Source organism: Bradyrhizobium sp. FW305-F6, assembly GCF_058782905.1.
In genome coordinates, this window is record NZ_JBYSYD010000003.1 from 845,715 (window position 1) to 869,820 (window position 24,106).

Below are 24,106 nucleotides of genomic sequence, written 5' to 3' on the forward strand. Positions count from 1 at the left end.
GATTGGCCCAGCCAGTCGCGCTCAAGAATCCAACGCCCGGCTGCGCTGAATCACGACGACGCGACTTCCAATCTTGACGCGGCCATAGAGGTCGATGATGTCTTGGTTGATCAGTCGAATGCATCCGCTCGAAACGGCGCCGCCGATGGTCTCAGGCTCGGTCGTTCCATGAATCCGGAACAATGTGTCCCGATCGCCCTGATAGAGGTATAGAGCGCGGGGACCGAGCGGATTGCCAAGGCCGCCCACCATCCCTTCTGCGAGATGTCGATACCGCGCCGGTTCCCGATCCATCATGTTCTTGGTCGGGCTCCAATGCGGCCATTCTGCCTTTCGCTTGATGATGGCAGTGCCGGCAAAGGCAAGTCCCTCTTTGCCGACGCCAATGCCGTAACGCATCGCCTTCCCGTTTCCCTCCACAAAGTAGAGATGACGAGCAGCCGTATCTACAACGATGGTTCCGACCGGCTCACCCGTCGGGTAGTCCACGCGCTGGCGCAACATTTCCGGATCAATGGCGGATATGTCGACCGCTGGTATTGTGCGAGGTCCGTCGGTCAGCTGCGCATATTCAGCAGGCGTGCTGCTGAAATCTGCATCCACCAGACCGCTGCTGCTGACGCAGCCCGATAAAAGGACTGCTATAACGCCGATCACTGCGATGCGTGCAAAATGCCTTGCGTGTGAGTTCGTCATATCAATTCCTGATCGGTTCGAGCCAGTGCCGCGGTCGGGCCGGCGACTCTCGAGATCTTCGACATTGAACTTCCTAGTGTCGCCTTCGATGCAACTGCAATAGGAACCATTTGGTTCCTTATTGCGCTTTAAAAAACGGTCTCCATCAGGAGATCGATATTTTTCAGCATGTCGTCGCGACGTGATCCAACTTTTCCAAGAACCCTCATGCCCTGCGCGTGGGCGACGATAAAGTGCGCGATAACACGGGGGTCGCGACCCTTCCTGATTTCGCCGGCAGCTTGCCCTTTCGAGACGGTGGCAGCGAACAGGTCTTGAAGCCTGGCGAAAAGACGCTTGATCAGGTCTGCGATCTCTGGATCTCCCGGCAACATCTCAGCGGCGGTCAATACGGCGAAACATCCGCGAACGCCTTTGCTTCCAGAAGACAGATCCGCATACCGTATGAGAGCGTTGCGGATTGCCGCCTTCGGCGAAGGATCGGATCGAAGAACCTCTTGGACGTTCCGCAGGCCGTCTTCGGTATAGAGCTTGAGGGCGTGCAGGAAGACAGATTTCTTGTCGCCGAAAGCCTTGTAGAAGCTGCCTTTCGAAAGCTTCATTCCGGCGAGAAGGTCGGGCAACGACGCATCGTGATAGCCGCGATCCCAGAAGACCTGCATTGCGCGCTTTACCGCCTCGTCGAGATCGAACTCACGGGGGCGGCCGACGGGCAGTTGAGAATTGGAAGCCATCATGCAGGCAATATAGACCAATTGGTTCCGAAGTGCAATAGCGAGCGATGCTGGAGATCGGATCGAAGGGACGTGTTGGACGAGGCGGTCGAACACGCGCAATACGTTGGTCGGCAATGACGGGGAAGCGGCGACCGATCGAAGCCGCCGCCATCACGCCCCATACCGCTGTTTTGCCCGACGAGTCAAAATTGACTTCGCTAAATCCGCACGTTGGCAGGGTCTCCGGCAAGCCATTGATTCTGCTGGCCCCGGCTACTGTGCATGGGGTTGTTTTCGCAACTTTTGCTGTGGAGCCGTCTACTCCGCCGCTTTTTCCCTCAAGCGCTGCGCGTAGACGTTGATGACCAGCGCCGCCAGCAGGATCAGGCCGCGGATCAGGATCTTCAGGAAGCTGTCGATGTTGACGTGGTCGAGCCCGTTGTTGAGCACGCCGAGCACGAACAGCCCGACGATGGTGTTGCCGATGCCGCCGCGGCCGCCGAACAGGCTGGTGCCGCCGACCACGACGGCGGCGATGGAGTCGAGCAGATAGGTGTCGAACTCGTTCTGCTGCGCGCTGCCGAAATGGGCGACGCCGAGCATGCCGCCGATGCCGGAGCAGACCGCGGAGATCACCATGACCGCGCCGAGGATGAGCTTGACGTTGAGGCCGGAATATTCGGCGGCCTCGCGGTTGCCCCCGACCATGTAGACGTAGCGGCCGAACCGAGTGTAGGTCAGCACCAGATGGCCGCCGAGCAGCATCAGCGCGGCGATGATGACGAGCCAGGGGATGCCGCCGATCGAGCCGGAGCCGAGCGTCGTGATCAGGCTCGGCACCTTGTAGGCGATCTGGCCGCGCACCAGGAGCGCGGAGATGCCGGCCGCGATCTGCATCATGGCCAGCGTCATGATGAAGGAGGGGATGCCGATCACGGTCAGCCCCAGCGCGTTGACGAGGCCGAGCAGCGCGCAGAGCAGGATCGACAGCAGGATCGCGACCGCGCCGGGCAGCGGCACGTTGGCGATGTTGACGTAGGATTCCTGCAGCGTGAAGTAGGCGACGGCGATGCCGGTGACGTTGGCGATGGCGGCGATCGAGAGGTCGATCTCGGCGCAGAGGATCACGAAGGTGAGGCCGACGGCGATGATGCCGGTGATCGAGACCTGCGTGAGGATGTTGCCGAGATTGTCCAGGGTCGCGAAGGAGGGGCTGGCGAAGGCGAAGAAGGTGAACAGGCAGATCAGGGTGAGGAACGGGGCGATGTTGCGCATCTGCGAGCGCAGGAAGGGCGCAAGGCCTCGCGCCCGCCGTCCTGTTGCCGAAGCCGTCTCGCTGCTCATGTGCTTCTCCGTCACGCCGCTTCCAGCAGGCGGTCCTTGCTGACCGGCTCGTTCCTGAATTCCCGCACCAATGCGCCGCGCTTGAGCACGAGGATGCGGTCGGCCAGCGACAGCACCGTCTCCGGCTCGGTCGACAGCACGATGATCGCAAGCCCTTTTGTTCTGAGGTCGCGGACGATGTTGATGACGTCGTTCTTGGCGCCGACATCCATGCCGCGGGTCGGCTCGCACAGCACCAGGAGCTTGGGCGGATAGGTCAGCCATTTCGCCAGCGCGACCTTCTGCTGGTTGCCGCCCGAGAGCATGCCGAGATCGAGGCCGACCACCGGCGGCCTGATCTGGAGCTGCTCGACCTGGCGCTTGGCGATGTCGCGCTCCTGCGCCGGTTTCAGCAGCAGGGCCGAAATGCGGTCCAAAATGCTGATCGAGATGTTCTTGTAGACCGGCTCCTGGTGGAACAGCATGTCGCGCCGGCTCTCCGGCACCAGCGCTACGCCGGCCCGCCGCGCCGCCGCCGTACTGGCGAATGTTTTCGGCACGCCCTCGACGAAAAGCGTGCCGCTGTCGGGCTTGAGCTTCCCGAACAGAATGCGCGACAGCTCCTGCTGGCCGCAGCCCATGAAGCCGTAGATGCCGAGCACCTCGCCGGCGCGCGCCTCGAAGGAGACGTCCTTCAGGCTGCGGGACAGCGACAGCTGGTCGACTTTCAGGATCACCGAGCTGGCGCTTGGTTGCGGCAGCATCAGGTCGTCGGTGTAGCTGTGCTCGAGCGCCTCGCCGCCGCGGCCGATCATGGCCTCGATCAGAGCGCCCTTGCTGGTTGCCGCGCTCGCGGTCTCCGCGACCTTCCGCCCGTTGCGGAAGACGGTCACGGTGTCGGACACGTGCAGGATGTCTTCGATGAAGTGCGAGATGAAAACGATGGCCGTGCCTTCCTCGCGCAGCCGGCGGAGCGTTGCGAACAGGCGCTCGACCTCGGGCGGGGAGAGGGCGGAGGTCGGCTCGTCCAGGATGACGATGCGCGCGCCTGAGAACAGCACACGGGCGATCTCGATCAGCTGCTGCAGCCCGATCGGGAGGTCGCCGAGCCGCGCCATCGGGTCGACGTCGATGCCGAAGCGGGCGAGCTGCTCGCCGGCCTCGCGCGCCATCCGTCGCCATTGCACGAGGCCGAAAGCGTTGGTCGGCTGGTTGCCGAGGAAGACGTTCTCCGCGACGGTCAGGTCGGGCGCAACAGAGAGCTCCTGGTGCACCATGGCGATGCCGGCGGCGTGCGCATCGCGCGCCGACCGGAAATGCATCTGTTGGCCGTCGACCAGGAAGCGCCCCGCGAACTCGCTGTGCACGCCGGCGATGATCTTCATCAGCGTGCTCTTGCCTGCGCCGTTCTCGCCGACGAGACCATGGATCTCGCCGGGGCGAAGCGCGAAGTCGACACTACGAAGCGCCTCGACGCCGCCGAAGCTCTTCGTGATGCCCTGCAGTTCGAGGATGGGTGAACGCACCTCGGGCATGAAGGCTCAGATCAGGAAGTGCTCCTGCATCCACTGCATCCCCGCGGCGTTGGCCTTGGTCACGACAGGGCCGTCGGTGACGACGTTCTTCGGGATGCCTTGTCCGCTCTTCTCGCCGCCGACCACGGCCGAGACGCCCGCGATGATCGCGCCGCCATGGATACGGCAGGAGGGATTGCGCACCGTGGCGAACATGCGGCCCTCGCTCACCGCCTGGATCGCCGGCGGCATCGCATCGACCCCACCGATCAAGATGTTGGTGCGGCCGCGCGCCTTCATGATGTTGGCGGCGGCGAGCGCCATGTCGTCATTGTGGAAGAACGCCGCGTCGATCTGCGGATATTTGGTCAGGTAGGTTTCCCAGAGGCGGGCGGTCTTCGACACGTCCCAGTCGGCCGGCTGCGTGTCCAGCACCTCGATGCCGGGGAACTGCTTGACCACCGAGTTGAAACCCTTGGCCCGTCCTTGCGCGCCGGTGTGGCCGAGCGCGCCTTGCGTCATGATGATCTTGCCCTTGCCGCCCATGGCGTTGCAAAGCGCCTGCGTCACCGAGGCGCCCATGAATTCGTTGTCGGGGGCGAGGAAGGAGTGGACGTTGATCTGGTCGAGCGGGGCGATTAGCGTGTCCATGTCGATCACGGGCGTGCCGGCGTCGATCATCTTCTGCACCGGCTGCGTGAGCGTGCCGATGCCGAAGGCCTGGATCGCGACGAAGTCCCATTTCTGCGAGGCCATGTTGTCGATCGCCGCGCGCTGCTTCACGGCGTCGAGCTGGCCGTCGAACCAGGTGACTTCGACGTTGAACAGCTTGCCCCAGAATTCGGCGGCCTGCTTGCCTTGCGCGCACCAGGTCGCCTGCAGGCCCGCATTGGAGAACGCCGCCTTGAGCGGCTTTTCGCTGCGTCCGACCGCGGCTGCAAGTGCGGGGTTCATACCGATGCTGCCGAGGAGGGCAGTTGCGGCGCCGGCGGTCGCGGCCGCCTGAAGAAGATCGCGCCTCGTCGTCGAGAAATCTTTCGTCCCGGACATCGCTCGCTCCCATATGTCTTGTCGTCGGCGCGTCATTGCTTGCGCGACCGATCCGCGAAAGTCTCTCACAAGAGTTGTTGCCACTCAATCTGCAATCAGCCGCAGCGTCGTCGCGGCCCGCGCGTTGGTGCAGCGCAAAGGGTCAGGTGGGTGCGGCGGCGAATGCGTCGATCTCGGCGAGCAGGGCGTCCCAGGCCTGCGCGATCTCCGGCGTCCATTCATCGCCAAGCAGATCGCGGAGCGTGTCCCTGATGACGGCGAAGAACGCGATGAACAGCTCGTGCGGCGTGCCGTAGGCATCGTGCGAAGCTGCCTCGCAGACGATCAGCCGGAACGGCCCACGACGCATCCCGGCGAAATCGAGAATGGCTTCGATCGTGAGTGCGAGCATCGATCCCCTGACGAGATCGGCGCCGTCCGAACGGAACATCGCCTGCGTTTCCGGGTGCAGCTCGAACAGGCGTCGATAGACCAGCGGCGTGAGATCGGCGCAGCGCAAGGCCGCGCGTTCGAAGCTGTCTTGGACCGGATCAGAGGCCGTGTTCATCGCCAGTTCAGCCGCGCGGACAAAAAAAGAGCGGGGCCCTGGCCCCGCTCGAAAATTGTGTCGACCCTATTATCCCCGATTCTAAGATTTGCTCTTGATTGACGGGGCGACGCTGCGTTTTGCGCGCCAGGGGCTCCTCCCGAGACTTGGACCACCAGGCTTCGACCTCGCAGTCAGCGCCTGAGCAAGAGGATGCTAGATCAACTTTTCTCACTTGTCATCATTTTCGGCAACGAATGTTCAAAATAACAGCAGTTGGCGAAACGATCGGGCTTTTGCTTGCCTAAGTCTATGACGGATTTAAGAAATCCGGTGATGGGTCAGGGCTGCTTGGTTGCCTCAATGCCGCCCCCTCTGGGCAGCGGGCGGATCCACGAACAAAGTTTTCGCGAGATTTGCACCGTCCAAGGCGCGGCGGAACTGGCTCGACTCGGCTGACGCCGCGGTGTTTAGTGAGCCCACGACGAATGGTTCGACAGATGCGCGCACGGCTGCAAAAGTTCCTGCCTCTGGTCCTGCTCGCCCTGGCGATGCAGGTGCTGGCGCCGATTGCCGCTTGTTTGGCGGCGGGGCAGGCGATCGCCGATCCGCTGGCTTCCGCCGTCATCTGCCATAGCCCGAGCGAGCAAGGCGATCGGACCGGCTCGCCGACTGCGCATGCTGGCGCCTGCGCCCTGTGCTGCCTCGCCCAGGCGAACGCCTCGCTCGATTCGCCGACGCACGCGGCTCTGCCGCTTCCGGTCCGCCATGCCGAGCGCCTGGAGTGGCATCCGGCAGACTCCATTGCTGTCGTCTCCCCTGAGGACTCGGCCGCCCAGGCGCGCGCCCCACCGCAATTTTCCTGACGTAGCGACAAACCGAACCGTTGGCGCGTGCTGTCGTTGCGCCGGCGGCGTGCTCAATGAACCGGCCGAGGTGCCGGATGTCAGGAATTCAAGAGATGTTACGCATTCGTGCAATGGGGCGCGCGGGCTTGCCTGTGCTCGTCGGACTGGTGGCCCCATTCGGTTCAGACGCGCTCGCCCAGTCGGCCTCGCAAACGATCCCGGCTGTGACGGTCGAGGCGCCGCAGGCCTCCCGCCCAAAGCCTGTCACCCGGCCCTCGCGAGCGCGCGCCGCCTCGGCGGCCAGGGCGGCGCAGCCGGTCGTGCGCAACACCGCCGAGGGCGCCGTGGGATCAAACGCCAAGACGAGCGCCGCTAACGTGCGGGCTGGACTCAACCAGTCGCCGGCCGGCCAGACCGCGACCACCATTGATCGTAGCCAGTTCGACAATCGCCCGGCGTTTTCGGTCAGCGACATCTTGCGGGACAGTCCCGGCATCTCGGTCAAGCAGGGCAACGGTCCACGGGATTTCGGCATCTCGATTCGGGGCTCCAACGCCAGGAACGGTTTCGCCATCCGCAATCTCGTGATTTTCGAGGACGGCTTCCCGGTGACGCAGCCGGACGGCCTGTCGCGGAGCGACCTGATCGATCCTCACGCCTATGGCGCGATCGACGTGATCCGTGGGCCTTCGTCGGCGCTCTACGGCAATTATGCGACCGGGGGCGCGCTCAATTTCCGGACGCGGCCGGGCGGCACGATCGACGGCGTCGAATATGGCGTGGACGGCGGCAGCTACGGCTATCTCAACAATTACCTGGCCGCCGGCAAGAAGGTCGGGAATTTCGAGGGCTCGCTGTTCGCGAGCGACGTGCGGGGTGACGGCTACCTCGGCAACAGCTGGTTCAACACTCAGACGGTCAACTTTCTCGGCACGCTCAAGGCGACGCCCGACGATCGTCTCACGGTCAAGATCATCAACAACGACCTCAGCACGCGGCTGCCGATCCGGCAATCACTGAACCAGTACTATCTCAACCCGTTCCAGCAGGGGTGTACGACCGGTGCGACAGCCGCCGCGGGATGCGGGACAGTCAGGCTGTTCAACAACGGCTTCAACGCAACAGCCGGGACCGACACGGAGACGGCTTTGCAGGCCGGGCTCGGACGTAACGATCGCCGAACCATTGTCGGCGGCCGATGGGAGCACGATTTCGACAACACCCTGACCTGGCGCAACCAGTTCGTCTTCGACGACCGAAACATCAGCCAGCCGACCGGCACGACCGGCGCGATCGGAGATTTTCCATCGTACAATTACATGAGCGACTTCACCAAGCGCGGCGAGCTTTTCGGCCTGGAGTCGACCACGTTCTTCGGCGCGTTCTACAACACCCTGACGGCGTCGAGTGACACGCGGAACGTGATGCCGGGGGGCAATGCCACGCTCGGCAGGCTCTCGAGCAATCTCTTCAGCGAAACGACCAATTATGGCGTGCGAGCCAGGCAAGAGCTCAGGCTGACAACCTCGCTGACGGCGATCGCCGGCGTCGGCTGGGAGACCACCTTGCTGAAGGGGACGAACACGGCCTATGCATACGCAGGTCCCACCGGTATCACCACGCCGACGCTCACGACTGCGGATCGGCAGTTCCAGAATGCCGCGCCGGAGTTGGCGCTCCTCTACAATCTCAACAACGAATGGCTGTTCCGCGGACGGGTCGCGACGGGATACGGCACGCCGCAGGTATCGAATCTCTTCGTTCTTCCGACCGGCCTGTCTGGAAACAACACTCAGCTTCAGACGCAGAAAAATCTTGGTTACGACCTCGGTTTCGACTGGACGCCGAACAACGCGCTCAAGCTCAGCGCGACCGGCTTCTACGAGTTCTTCCGCAACGAGATCGTCAGCCAGGCGACGCCTGCCGGCTCACCCAACGCGAGCTACACGTTCAACGCGCCGCGGTCGGAGCATCGCGGCATCGAGCTTGCCGCCGACTGGAAGTTCTATCCGGGCTGGCGGTTCATGGCTGCGTACACCTATCTCGACGAGGTCTATACCGAATATGTCGAGAACATCACCAATGGTGCGGTGTTCAGCTTCAATCGTGCCGGAAACAAGATTCCCGGTATCTCGCCCAACGAGCTGACCGCTCGAATTGGCTATGACGCGTTCGCCGGGCCGCTGGCCGGCCTGGGCGGCTTCGTCGAGGTCCAGTGGAAGGACTCGTTCTACATGGACAATGCAAACCTGCTGAAAGCGCCGGGCTATGAGCTGGTCAATATGAATGTTCACTACACGACCGATCTGATGTCCGACACATTCAGGTCCCTGAATCTGTTTCTCGAAGTCAGGAACGTGTTCGATCGCACCTACATCGCCTCCGCCAACAACATTGCGAACACCGTCACGGGCGCCGGGCTTCAAAATCCAGCGAGCGTGCTCGCAAACACGACAGGATCGATCTATGCGGGCTCGCCGCGCACATTTGTTGCGGGTATGAAAGTGGCATTCAGATGATCGGCGCTCGCGAAGGGAGATGGGCCATGATCCGCACCGGCGTGCTCGCGATCCTCGCTCTCGCGTGCGTGCAAGGCGAGGCGAAGGCGCAGATGCGTGCCCCGCATGCGTCCGAAGCTGCCTGTGAGGAGCCGGCGCTGCGCTGCGCGACCAAGGCGACGCCCGCCTTCGGTCCGGACGGGACGCTGTGGCTGGTCTGGATGGCAGGCGGGCAGGTCTCGGTCGCGAGTTCGCGGGATGAGGGACGAAGTTTCTCCATCCCCACCCAGGTCACGACGAAGCGGCTGAACCTCGACTGGGGCCCGGACGCCCGGCCGAAGATCGCGGTCGATCGCAAGGGCGGGATCGCCGTCGCGTTCTCGATCTTCAGGGACGAGGCCTTCAACGGCCAGGTGCTCACCACGCGCTCGACCGATGGCGGAAAGAGTTTCGCCGAGCTGAAGCCCATCACCGCCAGCAACGAGAGCCAGCGCTTTGAGGCGCTGGCGCTCGACGAGGACGGAACAGTCTTCGCGGCCTGGCTCGACAAGCGCAATCGTGTCCCTGCGAAAGAGGCGGGGCGGAAGTACGAGGGAGCGGCGCTGTTCTTTGCCTCGTCGCGCGATGGCGGTGCCACCTATGCGGAGGCCCAACTGGCGCGTGACGGTACCTGCGAGTGCTGCCGTTTGGGACTGGCGTTCGCGGCCCCCGGGCGGCCGGTCGTGATCTTCAGGAACATCTTCGCCGGCGGTGTGCGCGACCATGCGGTCATGACCTTCACCGACGTCGCGACTTCAGGCGAAGTTCGCCGGGTCAGCACCGACGACTGGCAGATCAACGCCTGCCCGCATCACGGGCCAAGCCTCACCGTTGCGCCGAGCGGAACTTATCACGTCGCCTGGTACACGAATGGCAAGGCGCGGAAGGGATTGTTCTACGCGCATTCGCGCGACGAGGGCCGCACGTTCTCTGCGCCGATGCCGCTTGGGCAGCCGGGCCGCAATCCGACCCGTCCCTTCGTGCTCGCGAGCCCGGCCGGAACCGTGATGGTCTGGAAGGAGTTCGACGGCGAGAAGACTTCGGTCCAGATGATGATCTCCCGCGACGACGGCGCGACCTGGTCGCCGCCCAGGACGATATCGAGCACGAGCGATACATCTGACCATCCCTTGCTCGTCGCCAATGGCCGGCAAGTGTATCTGTCATGGATGACGAAAGCCGACGGCTATCGTCTCACAGCGATCGAGGATCAACCATGAGACGCCGATTTGCAGCCATTCTGGGGCTGGGTATCCTGATCGGATCCGCGGCCGCTCTGGGGGCGCCTCCCGCTCTCAAGCTATTCGAACGCGGCACCTGGCAAAGCGTTCTGAAGGGCCACGCGGGGCGTCCGATGCTCGTGCACTTCTGGGGCGTGACATGCGGTCCCTGCAAGGTCGAACTGCCGCTGCTTGGACAATTTGCAAAGGACCACCCCGAAATCGATGTCGTCACGATCAGCGCCGATCTCGTGCCGAACCTGCCGGCCGCGACGCAATCGATGCTGGACAAGGCGGGACTGTCGTCGACCGAGAACTTCATCTTCAGCGACGGCTTCGTCGAACGCCTGCGGTTCGAGATCGACCCTGCCTGGCAGGGCGACATCCCAAGGACGATGCTGTTCTCGCGCGATGGGACCGTCACGACGATCGAAGGCTCTGCCGAGATTCCCGATCTCGAGAAATGGTCGGCGCAACAGCTCTCCAAACACTGAAGTTCAGTCTCCAAAAAGAGGTAATGCAGATATGAAGACCGGGTTGAAAGATGTGCTGCTCGTTGCGTTCGCTCTTGCAAGCTGCGCGGCGCCGGCGATCGCCGCCGACGTCAAGGCCGGCGACCTCGTGATCTCGCAGGCGTGGAGCCGTGCGACGCCGGGCGGCGCCAAGGTCGCGGGCGGCTATCTCACGATCGAGAACAAGGGAGCCGTCGCAGATAGGCTGGTCGGCGTTTCCGCGGACATCGCGGGCAAGTCCGAGATTCACGAGATGTCGATGGACAACGGCGTGATGAAGATGCGCCCCCTCGACAACGGATTGACGATAGATTCCGGCAAGACGGTGAAGCTCGTGCCTGGGGGCAATCACCTGATGCTCCAGGAACTGAAGGGCCCGTTCAAGCAAGGCGACAAAGTGCCGGTGACGCTTCAGTTCGAGAAGGCGGGCAAGGTCGCCGTTTCCCTCGACGTCCAGGGCGTCGGGGCGCAGGCGCCGGGCGAGGCCGGACACGCGGGCCACGGGGACATGAAGAAAACGCCGGATCATTCCGGAATGAAGATGAAGTGAGACCGGTCCGGTCGGGCGCTGGCTTAACAGGGCGGTGACCGGTTTCGAGCCGGACGCTTTGGGACTATCAAGGCGGCGCCGCCGTAATGGGGCGCCGCGTTGGCGCGAGCCGAACCTGAAGCCGATGGAGGAATGACGAGGAATTTCGCAGCCTTAGCGGCTTTTCCTCATTCCCGGCTTGTGTTTTCTCTCTCAATCCGGTTTCACTGCAGGCGATCACTGATTCACAGAGTATTGCCATGCGGTTGTCGCGGTTCTTTCTGCCCATTCTGAAGGAAAATCCGAAGGAGGCGGAAATCGTCTCGCATCGGCTGATGCTGCGTGCAGGGATGATCCGGCAGGAGGCCGCCGGCATCTATGCCTGGCTGCCGCTCGGCTTTCGCGTCCTCAAGAAGATCGAGCAGATCGTGCGCGAGGAGCAGGACCGCTCCGGCGCGATCGAGGTCCTGATGCCGACCCTGCAGCTCGCCGACCTCTGGCGCGAGAGCGGCCGCTACGACGCCTACGGTCCGGAGATGCTGCGCATCGCCGACCGCCACAAGCGTGAGCTCCTGTACGGGCCGACCAACGAGGAAATGATCACCGAGATATTCCGCGCCTATGTGAAGTCCTACAAGAACCTGCCGCTCAATCTCTATCATATCCAATGGAAGTTCCGCGACGAGCAGCGTCCGCGTTTCGGCGTGATGCGCGGCCGCGAGTTCCTGATGAAGGATGCTTATTCCTTCGACCTCAACGAGGCCGCGGCGCGCGTCGCCTACAACAAGATGTTCGTCGCATACTTGCGCACTTTCGCGCGGATGGGGCTGAAGGCGATCCCGATGCGCGCCGAGACCGGGCCGATCGGCGGCGATCTCAGCCACGAATTCATCGTGCTCGCCGAGACCGGCGAATCCGGCGTCTTCATCAATCGCGACGTGCTCGACCTGCCGGTGCCCGGCGAAGACGTCGACTATGAGAGCGACCTCACGCCGATCATCAAGCAATGGACTTCGGTCTATGCGGCGACAGAGGACGTCCACGACGCCGCGCGGTTCGAGCAGGAAGTGCCCTTGGACAAGCGGGTCAACACCCGCGGCATCGAGGTCGGCCAGATCTTCTACTTCGGCACCAAATATTCGGAGCCGATGAAGGCGCTGGTCGCAGGTCCCGACGGCGTCGATGTGCCGATTCATGGCGGCTCCTATGGCGTCGGCGTCTCGCGCCTGTTGGGTGCCATCATCGAGGCCTGCCACGACGATGCCGGCATCAAATGGCCGGAGGCGGTGGCGCCGTTCCGTGTCTCGATCCTCAACCTCAAGCAGGGGGATGCGGCGGTCGATGCGGCGTGCGAGAAACTGTATGCCGAGCTCACGGCCAAGGGCGTCGACGTGCTCTACGACGACACCGACCAGCGCGCCGGCGCCAAATTCGCCGCCGCCGATCTGATCGGCATCCCCTGGCAGATCATGATCGGGCCGAAGGGCCTTGCCGACGGCAAGGTCGAGATCAAGCGGCGCAGTGACGGCGCCCGCGAGACCATGTCGCCTGCGGATGCGGTCGCAAGACTTGTGGGCTGATAGGCCTGGTCGACTGAATATTGTTCGTCGCGCGATATCGCGGCCGCCAATCCGGCCACAATTGACCCCGAATCATGGGATTATCGAGCGATGGATGAGACCATGACCGAAACCGTGCAAACCGCGCCTTTTGCGCCATTCGAGTGGATGCTGTCGGGGCGCTATTTGCGGGCGCGCCGCAAGGAGGGATTCATCTCGGTCATCGCCGGGTTCTCCTTTCTCGGCATCATGCTGGGCGTGGCGACGCTGATCATCGTCATGGCCGTGATGAACGGCTTCCGCAAGGAGCTGCTCGACAAGATCCTGGGCCTCAACGGCCACATTCTGGTCCAGCCGCTGGAATCGCCGTTGACCGACTGGAAGGACGTCGCCGACCGCCTCAGCCAGGTCGAGGGCATCCGGCTCGCCGCGCCGGTCGTGGACGGCCAGGCGCTGGCGTCATCGCCGTGGAATGCATCCGGCGTCCTGGTGCGCGGCATCCGCTCCGAAGATCTGAACAACCTCACCTCGATCGCCAAGAACATCAAGCAGGGTTCGCTCGAAGGCTTCGACACAGGGCAGGGCGTCGCGATCGGCCGGCGACTCGCCGACCAGCTGTCGCTGCACGCCGGCGACAGCATCACGCTGGTAGCGCCGAAGGGCGCGGTCACGCCAATGGGCACGACGCCGCGGATCAAGCCGTACAAGATCGTGGCGGTATTCGAGATCGGCATGTCCGAGTACGATCTCGGCTTCGTATTCATGCCGCTCCCCGAAGCACAGGCCTATTTCAACCGCAGCAACGACGTCACCTCGATCGAGGTGTTCACAGCAAATCCCGACAAAATCGACGCCTTCCGCAAGGCGGTGACAGAGGCGGCGGGTCGGCCGGTGTTCCTGGTCGACTGGCGGCAGCGCAACTCCACCTTCTTCAATGCGCTACAGGTCGAGCGCAACGTGATGTTCCTGATCCTGACCATGATCGTGCTGGTGGCCGCCCTCAACATCGTTTCCGGCCTGATCATGCTGGTGAAGGACAAGGGCAGTGACATCGCGATCCTGCGGACCATGGGCGCCTCGCAGGGCGCGATCATGCGCATCTTCCTGATCACGGGTGCCTCGATCGGCGTGGTTGGCACCCTGGTCGGCTTCTGCGTCGGCCTCGTGATCTGCCTCAACATTGAATCGATCCGGCAATTCCTGTCCTGGCTGACCTCGACCGAGCTGTTCTCGCCGGAGCTCTACTTCCTGTCGAAACTGCCTGCCGAGATCGACGTCGGCGAAACCACGGCCGTCGTCATCATGGCGCTGACGCTGTCGTTCCTGGCGACGCTCTATCCGTCGTGGCGCGCCGCGCGCCTCGATCCCGTCGAAGCGCTGCGGTACGAGTGAGGGGCTGATGGAGCAGCAGGGGGCGGACGATGTACCGGTCATTTATCTCCACGAGATAAAGCGGCAGTACTTGCAGGGCGAGGTGCCGCTGACGATCCTCGACGGCGCCAATCTGGCGCTGTGGGCCGGCCAATCGGTCGCGCTGGTGGCGCCGTCGGGGTCGGGCAAGTCGACGTTGCTGCATATCGCGGGGCTGCTCGAGGCCCCCGATTCCGGCGAGGTCTATGTCTCGGGCGCGCCGACCTCGCAGCTACCCGACATCGAGCGCACGCAGCTGCGCCGAACCGATATCGGCTTCGTCTACCAGTCGCACCGGCTGTTGCCGGAGTTCTCGGCGCTCGAGAACGTCATGTTGCCGCAGATGATCCGCGGCCTGAAGAAGTCCGAGACCATCAAGCGTGCCAAGGAGATCCTCGGCTATCTCGGCCTCGGCGACCGCATCACCCACCGCCCGGCCGAGCTGTCCGGCGGCGAGCAGCAGCGCGTCGCGATCGCACGCGCGGTGGCGAACGCGCCGCGTGTGCTGTTTGCGGACGAGCCGACCGGCAATCTCGACCCGCACACGGCTGATCACGTGTTCCAGGCGCTGATGCAGCTGGTCAAGGCGACGCACGTTTCCATGCTGATCGCGACCCACAATATGGAGCTCGCCGGCCGCATGGACCGGCGCGTGTCGCTGTCGAACGGCCAGGTGGTCGAGCTCGAATAGCCACGAACCCCAAAAACAACCCCATGCACAGTAGCCAAGTGCTTGGCTGGACTGACGAAAAAAATGGCGACGGCGCTCTGCCGCGCTCCCCGGGTTTCAAGGCCTGATCACCGTCATTTTGAACGGTCCGGCACTGGCGGCGGCGTGGGTGACCGCTTCGTTGGCGTGGTCGAGGTCGAATTCCGTGGCCTGGTAATGATCGAGCCGCAGCAGGCCCGACCGCACCATCGCGATCAGGCGGGTCGCCGCGTCAGGCGGATACATCCAGACGCCGTGGATGGTGATGCAATCGCGCATGATCCAATTGTAGGGCAACTCCAGGCCGGGGCCGCCGAGCATGCCGACGCCGCCCATCAGCACCACGCGTCCATAGGACCGCACCGTCATGATCGCCGCGCGCACGACATTGGGGCTGACCGAAGGCGGCATGATGTCGAACACGCAGTCGATCGGCCCAGGCGAAGCGCGCTTCATCCGCTCGCGGTCCTCATCCTCGACGCCCGCAAGCTTGACCGGCCTGACGCGATCGCCGAAACGACGGACCAGATCGGCCAGGATCTTGTCATTGCGGCCTGGCGCCACCACGCAGGCCGCGCCCATCGCGAGCGCGACCGCCACCGCAGCGCTGCCGAAGTTGCCGGTCGCGCCGCTCACCAGCACGATCTCGCCGGGCTGCAGCTTTGCCGCGAGGAAGCCGCCATAGGCGACCAGCATGGTGCCGATCGCGCACCATTGTGTCGCTTCGGCCGGCGTGATCGCGCCGAGGCGCTTGACGTTCTCGGTCGGCACCATGATCTGCTGCGCAAACGAGCCATGCCGGAAGTGCTTCTGTAATTTCATCCCGCCTTCGCCGCGCGCGCTCCAGCCCTGCAGCGTAATGTCGGGAGCCTGCACGTCGTCCCGTGAACGAACGGTCGGATCGCACAGAACCCAGTCGCCGACGGCCAGATGCGTCGCGTCAGGGCCGATCCGCCTGACTCGGCCGATGCCGCCGGAGCCGGGGATGACGGGCAGATCGAGCAGATATTTGCGCTCGCCGCTGAAGACTTCATTGGCGTAGGACAACACGCGCGTGGCGACGACGTCGACGATGACCTCGCCGGTGCCGAGGATCGGCTCGGGCACGTCCTCGATGATCAGTGGCGATCCGAAGGATTTCAGCACGGCAGCTTTCATATGTTCACCTCCAGGTCGCGGGTGAAGACGATGTGAGCCCACTTGGAAGGGCCAGGAAGGCCTGGTATTATCCTAGTATTGTCAAGGCCCTTCCTGCGGGAGCGACATCATGGCTGATCCACGCCGCCTCGAATTCGGCGATTTCCTTCGCTCCCGCCGCGAAAAGCTGACGCCGAAGACGGTCGGGCTGCCTGCAGGCAGCCGGCGCCGGACCGTGGGGCTGCGCCGCGAGGAGGTGGCTCAACTCGCTGGAATCGGCGTCGACTGGTACATCCGCCTCGAGCAGGGCCGTACCGTCAGCCCCTCCGCCACCACCATCGACGCACTGGCCCGCGCGCTTCGTCTCGGTAAGACCGAGCACGCGCATCTGAAGGCCTTGGCACGCAATGGCGACAGGCGTTCGTTCACGCGCGAGATCGTGCCGCCTGCGATCTTGCGACTGGTCGAGAGCCTCCCCCATCCGGCCTACATCACGGGGCAGCGCTGGGACGTGTTGGCCTGGAATGCGGCGGCCGAGGATATCTTCGCGTTTGGCCGGTTGCCGGAGGAGGACCGCAACACGCTGCTGCTGATGATGACCAACAAGCGCGCGCGAAAATCTTACGGGGCGGGGTGGGCCGACCTAGCCAAGCGCATGGTTGCGATGTTTCGCGCGACGCACGATGTCTGGGCCGGCGACCCCGCCTTCACCGAGCTGGTCGCGCGACTGCGCGAGGGCAGTCCGGAATTCGTCAAATGGTGGGAGGCGCACGAGATCCGCAGCACGGCCTCTGGACTCAAAACCATCAACCATCCGACCAAGGGCTTGCTCCGGTTCGAGCACTCCAGCTTCCAGGCCAACGACGATCCGGCGCTCAAGCTCGTGATCTATACGCCTGCGTGAGTCCGTTGCAATGGCCCGGCCTGGACCGCGCCGGGAACCTAACCGCCGCCCTACGGTTACCGTTTCATCGGTAAGCAGGTGGAGCGAGGGACGTGTTCGGGGGTGACCGATGACGACAGCGACCGGGATGCCCTCGGCCGACCGCAATGCCGTCTTAGCCAGCCTCGGCGACCTTATTCGGGAGATCGGTGATCCCGACGATCTCGCCTATGCGGCGGCGGAGCTGCTTGGCCGCAGCCTCAATGTCAGCCGTGCAGGTTACGGCACCGTCGATACCTCGGCCGAGACCATCACCATCGCGCGCGACTGGAACGCTCCGGGCATAACGAGCCTGGCGGGCGTGCTGCGCTTTCGCGACTATGGCAGCTATATCGAGGACCTGAAGCGGGGCGAGACGGTCATCTGCGCCGATGCCGAGAAAGACCCGCGCGTCGGCGACCGCGCCCGAGCCCTCGAGGCAATCTCGGCGTGCGCGTTCGTCAACATGCCGATCTCCGAACCCGATGGCGTCGTTGCGCTGCTCTACCTCAACAACGCTACGCCGCGCCCATGGAGCGCCGCGGAGCTGGAGCTCATCCGCGAGGTTGCCGAACGCACCCGCACAGCGGTCGAACGCCGCCGGGCCGAGAGCGCGTTGCGGGAGAACGAGGCGCGCCTGCTCTTCCTGGACGCTCTCAACAAGGAAACGGCAAAGACCAGCGACGCGGACGGCGTCATGGCGGTCACGACGAGAATGGTCGGCGAGTATCTCGGCGTCTCGAACTGCGCCTATGCCGACATGGATCCTGATCAGGACGGCTTCACCATACGCGGGGATTGGGCAGCGCCAGGTGCCATGCACATCCTCGGGCACTATAGCCTCGCAGATTTCGGCGAGAAGGCGGTGCGAGAGCTGGGTGCCGGCAGGCCGCTCGTCATCAACGACAATTCGACGGAGATCGCGCCCGAGGCAGCCGCTGCCTTTCAGCGGATCGGGATCGGCTCGACGATCTGCATGCCATTGGTGAAGGAAGGCCGATTGAACGCCTTGATGGCGATTCACCACCGGGGACCACATCGCTGGGCTTCGCGCGAGCTTGCTTTGCTCAGCGAAGTGACGGAGCGGTCATGGGCGCATATCGAGCGCGTCCGATCGGAGCAGGCAGCGAGGGAAGCTGCCGAACGCCTGGTGCTCGCGAACAAGGCCGCCGGCATCGGCACCTGGGATTTCGATCCGGTCAACGATGTTCTGCGATGGGATAGCCGCTGCAAGGAGGTGTTCGGTTTATCAGCGGACGCCGAGGTCAGTTACGAAGGCTCATTCCTGCAAGGTCTTCATCCCGACGACAGGCAACGCACCCATGAGGCCGTGTCGGCAGCCCTGAACCCTCATTCTCCGGCGAGCTACAACATCGAGTTCCGGACCGTCGGTATCGAGGACGGCATCGAGCGTTGGATCGCCGCAACCGGTCGCGCGATTTTTTCCAAGGACCAGGCCGTTCGATTCATCGGGACGGTGCTGGATATCTCCGCGCAAAAGAAAACCGAACGACATCTGAGGATCCTGAACGACACCGGGTCATCGGTCGCTCGCGAACGCGATCTCGGCAAGATCGTGCAGATCGTGACGGATGCCGGCGTCGAGCTGACCGGCGCCCAATTCGGAGCCTTTTTCTACAACGTCGTGGCAGCGGACGGCGGCAGCTACATGCTGTATTCGCTGTCCGGCGCGCCGCGGTCCGCTTTCGAGAACTTTCCGATGCCGCGCAACACGGCCGTGTTCGAGCCGACGTTCAAGGGCACGGGCGTGGTGCGGTCTGACGACATTCTGCAGGACCCGCGCTATGGCAAGAACGCGCCGCGGAAGGGCATGCCCGAAGGCCATCTTCCGGTCCGGTCCTACCTAGCGGTCCCCGTCGTCTCGCGGAACGGCGAAGTGCTCGGCGGGCTTTTTTTCGGTCACGCGGAGCCAGGTCGATTCCAGGAAGAACATGAGGCGGCGTTGCTCGGCATCGCCGGCCATGCCGCGACGGCGATCGACAACGCCCGGTTGTTGACCAGGCTCGAGTCCCTCAATGCCGGGCTGGAGCAGCGTGTTGCCGACGAGATCGCCGAACGCATGAAGGCCGAGGAGCAATTGCGGCAATCGCAGAAGATGGAAGCGGTCGGGCAATTGACCGGAGGCATCGCCCACGACTTCAACAACATGCTCGCGGTCATCCTCGGCAGCCTGCATCTGGCTAAACGGCGGCTCGGCCAGGGTGAGCTCAACATCGACCGCTTCCTCGAGAGCGCGATAGACGGTGCAAACCGCGCTGCCACCTTGACCCAACGGCTGCTGGCGTTCTCGCGGCAACAGCCGCTTGCGCCCGAGGTCCTGGACATCAACAAGATGGTGGGCGGGATGAGTGAGCTGCTGGAGCGGTCGCTCGGCGAGCTGGTCCGGCTCGAGACCGTGCTGATGGCCGGCCTGTGGCGCGTCAAGGCGGACCCGGCGCAGCTGGAAAGCGCGCTGATCAATCTTGCGGTCAATGCGCGCGACGCCATGCCGAAGGGCGGCAGGCTGACGATCGAAACCGCCAACGCCTCGATCGATCGAAAGTATGCCCACGAATACGCCCTGCAGCCGGGGCAGTACGTTCTTATCGCGGTCACGGACAACGGCACGGGCATCGCGGAAGACGTGCTGGGAAAAGTCTTCGATCCGTTCTTCACGACCAAGGTCGTGGGCAAGGGGACCGGCCTCGGCCTCAGCCAGGTCTACGGTTTCGTGCGGCAGTCGGGCGGCCATGTCAAAATCTATTCGGAGCTCGATGTCGGGACGACCGTGAAGATCTATCTGCCTCGTTTCGCCGGCGAGGAGCCGGTCTCTCCTCCCTCGGAAAGCGCGTCATATGCGGGTGCGAGCCGTCAGAGCGAGACCATTCTCGTCGTGGAGGACGACGAGCGAGTCCGCAGCATCTCGTCCGAAAGCCTGCGCGAGCTTGGCTATATCGTCGTCGAGGCTGCCAGCGCCAGGGATGCCATCAGAAAGATCGAAGGCGGCTTCGTTCCGGATCTGCTGTTCACCGACGTCGTCATGCCCGACATGACAGGTGCCGAACTCGCGGCCGAACTGTCGAGGCGGCACCCCGATCTGAAGGTGCTGTTCACCACCGGCTATACGCGCAACGCGATCGTCCACAATGGCGTGCTCGACGCCGGCAAGCACCTGCTGTCCAAACCCTTTGCGATCGAAGACCTGGCCGCCAAGGTCCGCAATCTGCTCGACGAGTGTTGAGCGCGTCGTGTCAGGCGCCCTTCGATTCGAGCACGCCGGGCGATGAAGCTTGTCCCAGACGATTTTCGAATAGATCTCTCCCGTTGCATGAGGGCGTTGTCCCGGCTTTCGCAAGAAGACCTTTGAGGGACACGCCGCCGCGTATTTATCACATCAGTCGATCGATGATCTGAAGGAGCCGATCGCAGGATGCCTCGATCCTCGCTGGAGGAGACGTTGCGACGCCGAGCAACAGTCCTGGGCGCGCTGTGCCCTTCGACGCAGACCAGAGCGATAGCGGCGTAGGCGCGAGGCCAAGCGGTGCCGCTTCCCTGGCGATGGCCAGATCGGATGCTCCCTCCGGCAAGCGCAGGACCGCCGCCAATCCGGCAATCGCAACGTTGGCAGTGCGGGGGCGCAGGTATTTCAGCAAACCATCGGCTTGCGCTGCGTAGAGCCGTTTCGTGCGCCGAAGATGCCGCAGATAATGGCCGTCGCTAATGAAATCGGCCAGCGCGAGCTGCACCGCAGGTCCAGGCGCAGGGACGAGGCACGCCGCAACTTCGGCAAATCGCGCCGCCAGAGCGGCGGGTGCAACCACAAAGCCCAGTCGCAGAGCAGGAGTCACGGTCTTGCTGAAAGAGCCGATGTGAATGACGCGACCGGCGCGGTCGAGCGAGGCGAGCGCCGGTGTCGCCCGGCCCTTGAGCTGAAGCTCGCTCAGATAGTCATCCTCGATCACCCACGCCTTGCTTTGCGTGGCCCAGTCGAGCAGGCGTGAGCGTCTTGCCAGCGACAATGTCGCTCCGAGCGGCGCCTGCTGTCCTGGCGTCACGACCACCAGTGCCGCATCCGGAGCATGCTTCAGGCCGAAATCGACATCGATGCCGTCGGCGTCAACGGGGATCGGCACGATCGATGTTCGCGCGAGCTTGAGGCCGTGCCGGGTGAAGGGAAAGCCCGGATCCTCCATCCAGGCCTTCTTCTGCTCGAGGCCGAGGACGCGGAGAGTCAGGCCAAGGCCGCCGCTGAAACCGCCGGTGATGATGATCTGGGAGGGCGCGCATTCGATCCCGCGCGCCAGCGCAAGGTAGGCGGAGATCTCGCGCCGCAGCGCCGGCTCACCGCGCGGATCAGGATAGATCGCCGGTGCGCTCATCTCGATGCGGACCGCCTGCGCGCGCATCCGCGCCAGCAACGTCGCAGGAAGGGTCTCCTGCGCAGGCACGCCCATCTGGAAGATCGCCGGCCCGGCCGTGAGCTCCTGGTACATCTCCATGAAAGAGCCTGGGGCCGGGGCCTTGTCCCGCCGCACCGGAAAGCGCGGCCGGTCCGCGACATGTGTTCCAGTCGCGCGGCTTGCGACGATCAGTTGGGCGGATGAGAGCTTTTCGTATGCGACCCGCACGGTGCCGCGCGCGACGCCGAGCTGGGCGGCCAGATCCTGCCAGGAGGGCAGGCGCGCGCCGGGGGCGAGCACGCCGCTCTCGATGGCGGCCCTGATTCCCCTGTGTATCTGCTCGGCCAACGGCGTCTTCGCAGATCGATCCAGCTCCAGGCGCAGCGGCTTGGTCATGCCTGAGTGGTACACGATTTTTGCGCGTTCTTGGTACTTTTTCGTGGACCAGAACAGGGACACCTAAGGGGGTAACGGGGAGTGTTCATCCCTCCGATCATCAAGGAGCAAGCAGATGAGTGAACGTCTCGACTACAACCACGTTGCACCGGCAGGCGCGAAGGCGCTGGGCGGCGTCTACGGCTACGTCATGCAGAGCGGGCTTCCCGCGACGCTGGTCACCCTGGTCTATCTCCGCGTCTCGCAGATCAACAACTGCGCCTATTGCCTCGACATGCATATGCGCGACCTGCTCAAGGGCGGCGTGAAGATCGAAAAGCTGGCGCTGGTCCAGGCGTGGGCGGAGGCCGGCAATCTCTTCGACGAGCGCGAGCGCGCCGCCCTTGCATGGGCCGAGACGGTCACCCGCGTCGCCGAGACCAACGTTCCGGATGATGCCTATCGAGCCGCCCGCAAGGTCTTCAATGAGCGCGAGCTCGTCGATCTCACGATCGCGATCAGTCTGATGAATGCGTACAATCGCATGTCGATCAGCTTCCGGAAAACGCCGCAGGCCGTGCTCGAGAATGCCGCCTGACGGCGAATGGCATTAGCCGAAACAGAAAGCAGGAGCCTGAAAATGACGAGCGTGATCTCCGGCGTCAAAATCCCCGACAGTCAATTGGCGCGCGAGGCTGCCGAACTCGTGCGCAGTTACGAGGGCGAGATGTTGTTCAACCATTCGGTTCGCGTCTACGTGTTCGGCGCGATCAAGGGGCTGCGTCAGAAGCTGAAGTTCGATCCCGAACTGCTGTATGTCGCGGCGCTGTTTCACGACCTCGGTCTCGTCGATCACTACCACACCGAGACCAAGCGGTTTGAGGTCGACGGCGCCGACGCCGCGCGCGACTTTCTGCGGGCGCGCGGCATTGCCGAGCCGCAAGCCGACCTGGTGTGGGAAGCAATCGCGCTACACACCACCCCCGGCATTCCGCAATATATGAAACCGGAGATCGCGCTCACCAACGCAGGCGTCCTGGTGGACGTCGTGGGCATCGGATATGACGAGTACACGCCGGAGCAGCGCGACCAGGTGATCTCCGCGTTCCCGCGCGGCGACTTCAAGAACGGGTTTTTGAAGGTGCAGACCTGCTCAGCGCTGAAGAAGCCGCAGACGACGTTCGGGACGGTCAACTTCGATTACATCGAGGATCACGATCCGGGCTTCCGCAAGCCGAACGCGTGCACGCGCATCCGCAACACGCCCTGGCAGAGCTGAGGGGAGGCTGCCGCTCCGTCACGGCATGCCCGGCATCAGCGGAACGGCTTTGATCATCCGGCGCGAACGGCGGGGCGTCTCGGGCGGTGAGGGGGCGCCGGCTTGCTCGACGGAAAATACGGATTCACCACGCAACTCGCGGAGCGTCCGACGGCGAGATAGCGGCACTGCGCAAGCGATGCGTAGCTGCACTCGAAATAGCCGACCGGGCCGTAGATCTGCATGCAGACCGGATAGCTCGGATCATAGGTTTGTGCGCTTGCGGATCCTCCTGCGAGCAGGGGGCCGATCACGAGGAGTGCAAGGCGCGCGCTTCGCATCTCAGCGCGCCCCGTAATAGCCCGGCGCGTAGCCTGGCGTCAGGGTGCGCGGACGATTCTGATACGCGTAGGGGTCGTCGCTCTGTCCGGCGAAGAACGGATTGGCGATGCAGGTCAGCGCGCGTCCTGACGCGCTCGCCTGACACTGCGCGTAGGTGTCGAACCTGCAATTGCTCAGTCCCGGCCACTCGTCACCGGTGAGGCAGAAGGGATGGTTCTTGCCGAATGCGCGCGCGGGCGTGCTCGATGCGAGTACGAGTGTGACGAATGCGAGCGAAAATGTGGCGATAATGGGATGGATAACTTGAACGCGCATTTCGATTCTCCAATCACGCGAATGTGCGCGCGACGACGTCACGCGTGCATGCAGCTGATGATCTGTAGTCGACATTGGAACTCAGGAAAATACTTGTTTCAAAGGGTTTCCGCGCAGGCGCTGACTAACATTCGTTAACGGGCGAGACCCTTTCGAACGGACTGTTGCGTCGTGGTTACAGCAATTCCGTCGATCGCTGATATGACGA

22 protein-coding genes are annotated in these 24,106 nt (G+C 63.6%); 12 read left to right on the forward strand and 10 right to left on the reverse strand.

What is annotated here, in order from left to right:
- Positions 1–21 precede the first annotated feature (21 nt).
- From AC3WLX_RS24400 to AC3WLX_RS24425, 6 genes are all read right to left on the reverse strand, one after another.
- Entirely contained in the window at positions 22–696 is a 675-nt protein-coding gene (locus AC3WLX_RS24400) for a L,D-transpeptidase (RefSeq protein WP_492337877.1), read from the reverse strand.
- Positions 697–824: 128 nt separating this feature from the next.
- On the reverse strand, positions 825–1,451 hold the full coding sequence (locus AC3WLX_RS24405; RefSeq protein WP_291619380.1) for a TetR/AcrR family transcriptional regulator: 627 nt from the start codon (positions 1,449–1,451) through the stop codon (positions 825–827).
- 279 nt (positions 1,452–1,730) lie between these two features.
- Positions 1,731–2,756 carry an ABC transporter permease gene (locus AC3WLX_RS24410; protein ID WP_492337878.1) on the reverse strand — a complete coding sequence of 342 codons (1,026 nt, stop codon included), beginning with the start codon at positions 2,754–2,756 and terminating at the stop codon, positions 1,731–1,733.
- A gap of 11 nt (positions 2,757–2,767) precedes the next feature.
- Positions 2,768–4,270: a sugar ABC transporter ATP-binding protein gene (locus AC3WLX_RS24415; RefSeq protein WP_492337879.1), complete on the reverse strand. Its 1,503-nt coding sequence runs from the start codon at positions 4,268–4,270 to the stop codon at positions 2,768–2,770.
- 6 nt (positions 4,271–4,276) lie between these two features.
- Complete coding sequence (locus tag AC3WLX_RS24420) at positions 4,277–5,299, reverse strand: sugar ABC transporter substrate-binding protein (protein WP_492337880.1); 1,023 nt, start codon at positions 5,297–5,299, stop codon at positions 4,277–4,279.
- Between the two features lie 142 nt (positions 5,300–5,441).
- The gene (locus tag AC3WLX_RS24425; RefSeq protein WP_492337881.1) at positions 5,442–5,846 is read right to left on the reverse strand and encodes a globin; all 405 of its coding nucleotides are present in this window, start codon (positions 5,844–5,846) and stop codon (positions 5,442–5,444) included.
- Between the two features lie 479 nt (positions 5,847–6,325).
- On the opposite strand from AC3WLX_RS24425, the gene AC3WLX_RS24430 reads away from it, so the two are divergent.
- From AC3WLX_RS24430 to AC3WLX_RS24465, 8 genes are all read left to right on the forward strand, one after another.
- A complete protein-coding gene (locus tag AC3WLX_RS24430; RefSeq protein ID WP_492337882.1) occupies positions 6,326–6,691 on the forward strand; it encodes a DUF2946 family protein in 366 nt (121 codons plus the stop codon).
- A 95-nt stretch (positions 6,692–6,786) separates the two neighbouring features.
- A complete protein-coding gene (locus AC3WLX_RS24435; protein WP_492337883.1) occupies positions 6,787–9,192 on the forward strand; it encodes a TonB-dependent receptor family protein in 2,406 nt (801 codons plus the stop codon).
- A gap of 26 nt (positions 9,193–9,218) precedes the next feature.
- Complete coding sequence (locus AC3WLX_RS24440; protein WP_492337884.1) at positions 9,219–10,430, forward strand: sialidase family protein; 1,212 nt, start codon at positions 9,219–9,221, stop codon at positions 10,428–10,430.
- Positions 10,427–10,924 (forward strand): TlpA family protein disulfide reductase, encoded by a 498-nt coding sequence (locus AC3WLX_RS24445; protein ID WP_492337885.1) that lies wholly within the window; start codon positions 10,427–10,429, stop codon positions 10,922–10,924. The genes AC3WLX_RS24440 and AC3WLX_RS24445 overlap by 4 nt, the downstream gene beginning before the upstream one ends.
- A 31-nt stretch (positions 10,925–10,955) precedes the next feature.
- On the forward strand, positions 10,956–11,492 hold the full coding sequence (locus tag AC3WLX_RS24450) for a copper chaperone PCu(A)C (RefSeq protein ID WP_492337886.1): 537 nt from the start codon (positions 10,956–10,958) through the stop codon (positions 11,490–11,492).
- A gap of 239 nt (positions 11,493–11,731) precedes the next feature.
- Positions 11,732–13,051 carry a proline--tRNA ligase gene (proS, locus tag AC3WLX_RS24455; RefSeq protein ID WP_492337887.1) on the forward strand — a complete coding sequence of 440 codons (1,320 nt, stop codon included), beginning with the start codon at positions 11,732–11,734 and terminating at the stop codon, positions 13,049–13,051.
- A 90-nt stretch (positions 13,052–13,141) separates the two neighbouring features.
- Entirely contained in the window at positions 13,142–14,422 is a 1,281-nt protein-coding gene (locus tag AC3WLX_RS24460) for a lipoprotein-releasing ABC transporter permease subunit (RefSeq protein WP_291619362.1), read from the forward strand.
- Positions 14,423–14,429: 7 nt separating this feature from the next.
- Entirely contained in the window at positions 14,430–15,131 is a 702-nt protein-coding gene (locus AC3WLX_RS24465; RefSeq protein WP_492337888.1) for an ABC transporter ATP-binding protein, read from the forward strand.
- 96 nt (positions 15,132–15,227) lie between these two features.
- On the opposite strand, the gene AC3WLX_RS24470 is transcribed toward AC3WLX_RS24465, so the two are convergent.
- A complete protein-coding gene (locus AC3WLX_RS24470; RefSeq protein WP_492337889.1) occupies positions 15,228–16,307 on the reverse strand; it encodes an alcohol dehydrogenase catalytic domain-containing protein in 1,080 nt (359 codons plus the stop codon).
- A 109-nt stretch (positions 16,308–16,416) separates the two neighbouring features.
- Here AC3WLX_RS24470 and AC3WLX_RS24475 point away from each other — a divergent pair, with 109 nt between their 5' ends.
- Both AC3WLX_RS24475 and AC3WLX_RS24480 read left to right on the forward strand, forming a co-directional pair.
- Positions 16,417–17,190 carry a helix-turn-helix transcriptional regulator gene (locus tag AC3WLX_RS24475; RefSeq protein ID WP_291619358.1) on the forward strand — a complete coding sequence of 258 codons (774 nt, stop codon included), beginning with the start codon at positions 16,417–16,419 and terminating at the stop codon, positions 17,188–17,190.
- A gap of 109 nt (positions 17,191–17,299) precedes the next feature.
- Positions 17,300–20,449 carry a GAF domain-containing protein gene (locus tag AC3WLX_RS24480; RefSeq protein ID WP_492337890.1) on the forward strand — a complete coding sequence of 1,050 codons (3,150 nt, stop codon included), beginning with the start codon at positions 17,300–17,302 and terminating at the stop codon, positions 20,447–20,449.
- A 148-nt stretch (positions 20,450–20,597) separates the two neighbouring features.
- Here the strand turns inward: AC3WLX_RS24480 and pdxR are convergent, their stop codons facing one another.
- A complete protein-coding gene (gene pdxR / locus AC3WLX_RS24485; RefSeq protein ID WP_291619357.1) occupies positions 20,598–22,004 on the reverse strand; it encodes a MocR-like pyridoxine biosynthesis transcription factor PdxR in 1,407 nt (468 codons plus the stop codon).
- Between the two features lie 115 nt (positions 22,005–22,119).
- On the opposite strand from pdxR, the gene AC3WLX_RS24490 reads away from it, so the two are divergent.
- Positions 22,120–22,581, forward strand: coding sequence for a carboxymuconolactone decarboxylase family protein (locus tag AC3WLX_RS24490; protein WP_492337891.1), 462 nt, complete (start codon positions 22,120–22,122; stop codon positions 22,579–22,581).
- 42 nt (positions 22,582–22,623) lie between these two features.
- Positions 22,624–23,262, forward strand: a complete 639-nt coding sequence (locus tag AC3WLX_RS24495) for an HD domain-containing protein (protein ID WP_492337892.1) — start codon at positions 22,624–22,626, stop codon at positions 23,260–23,262.
- A 53-nt stretch (positions 23,263–23,315) separates the two neighbouring features.
- Here the strand turns inward: AC3WLX_RS24495 and AC3WLX_RS24500 are convergent, their stop codons facing one another.
- Positions 23,316–23,582, reverse strand: coding sequence for a DUF3551 domain-containing protein (locus tag AC3WLX_RS24500; RefSeq protein WP_492337893.1), 267 nt, complete (start codon positions 23,580–23,582; stop codon positions 23,316–23,318).
- Position 23,583: 1 nt separating this feature from the next.
- Complete coding sequence (locus AC3WLX_RS24505) at positions 23,584–23,898, reverse strand: DUF3551 domain-containing protein (RefSeq protein ID WP_492337894.1); 315 nt, start codon at positions 23,896–23,898, stop codon at positions 23,584–23,586.
- Positions 23,899–24,106 lie beyond the last annotated feature (208 nt).

Bases quoted from the DNA above. Each gene is read 5' to 3' on its own strand.
- AC3WLX_RS24420 (WP_492337880.1), bottom strand. From the start codon at position 5,299: ATGTCCGGGACGAAAGATTTCTCGACGACGAGGCGCGATCTTCTTCAG.
- AC3WLX_RS24495 (WP_492337892.1), top strand. From the start codon at position 22,624: ATGACGAGCGTGATCTCCGGCGTCAAAATCCCCGACAGTCAATTGGCG.
- AC3WLX_RS24480 (WP_492337890.1), top strand. From the start codon at position 17,300: ATGACGACAGCGACCGGGATGCCCTCGGCCGACCGCAATGCCGTCTTA.
- AC3WLX_RS24440 (WP_492337884.1), top strand. From the start codon at position 9,219: ATGATCCGCACCGGCGTGCTCGCGATCCTCGCTCTCGCGTGCGTGCAA.
- AC3WLX_RS24465 (WP_492337888.1), top strand. From the start codon at position 14,430: ATGGAGCAGCAGGGGGCGGACGATGTACCGGTCATTTATCTCCACGAG.
- AC3WLX_RS24435 (WP_492337883.1), top strand. From the start codon at position 6,787: ATGTTACGCATTCGTGCAATGGGGCGCGCGGGCTTGCCTGTGCTCGTC.
- AC3WLX_RS24430 (WP_492337882.1), top strand. From the start codon at position 6,326: ATGCGCGCACGGCTGCAAAAGTTCCTGCCTCTGGTCCTGCTCGCCCTG.
- AC3WLX_RS24450 (WP_492337886.1), top strand. From the start codon at position 10,956: ATGAAGACCGGGTTGAAAGATGTGCTGCTCGTTGCGTTCGCTCTTGCA.
- AC3WLX_RS24425 (WP_492337881.1), bottom strand. From the start codon at position 5,846: ATGAACACGGCCTCTGATCCGGTCCAAGACAGCTTCGAACGCGCGGCC.
- pdxR (WP_291619357.1), bottom strand. From the start codon at position 22,004: ATGACCAAGCCGCTGCGCCTGGAGCTGGATCGATCTGCGAAGACGCCG.
- AC3WLX_RS24470 (WP_492337889.1), bottom strand. From the start codon at position 16,307: ATGAAAGCTGCCGTGCTGAAATCCTTCGGATCGCCACTGATCATCGAG.
- AC3WLX_RS24415 (WP_492337879.1), bottom strand. From the start codon at position 4,270: ATGCCCGAGGTGCGTTCACCCATCCTCGAACTGCAGGGCATCACGAAG.
- AC3WLX_RS24460 (WP_291619362.1), top strand. From the start codon at position 13,142: ATGGATGAGACCATGACCGAAACCGTGCAAACCGCGCCTTTTGCGCCA.
- AC3WLX_RS24505 (WP_492337894.1), bottom strand. From the start codon at position 23,898: ATGCGCGTTCAAGTTATCCATCCCATTATCGCCACATTTTCGCTCGCA.
- AC3WLX_RS24500 (WP_492337893.1), bottom strand. From the start codon at position 23,582: ATGCGAAGCGCGCGCCTTGCACTCCTCGTGATCGGCCCCCTGCTCGCA.
- AC3WLX_RS24400 (WP_492337877.1), bottom strand. From the start codon at position 696: ATGACGAACTCACACGCAAGGCATTTTGCACGCATCGCAGTGATCGGC.
- AC3WLX_RS24490 (WP_492337891.1), top strand. From the start codon at position 22,120: ATGAGTGAACGTCTCGACTACAACCACGTTGCACCGGCAGGCGCGAAG.
- proS (WP_492337887.1), top strand. From the start codon at position 11,732: ATGCGGTTGTCGCGGTTCTTTCTGCCCATTCTGAAGGAAAATCCGAAG.
- AC3WLX_RS24445 (WP_492337885.1), top strand. From the start codon at position 10,427: ATGAGACGCCGATTTGCAGCCATTCTGGGGCTGGGTATCCTGATCGGA.
- AC3WLX_RS24475 (WP_291619358.1), top strand. From the start codon at position 16,417: ATGGCTGATCCACGCCGCCTCGAATTCGGCGATTTCCTTCGCTCCCGC.
- AC3WLX_RS24410 (WP_492337878.1), bottom strand. From the start codon at position 2,756: ATGAGCAGCGAGACGGCTTCGGCAACAGGACGGCGGGCGCGAGGCCTT.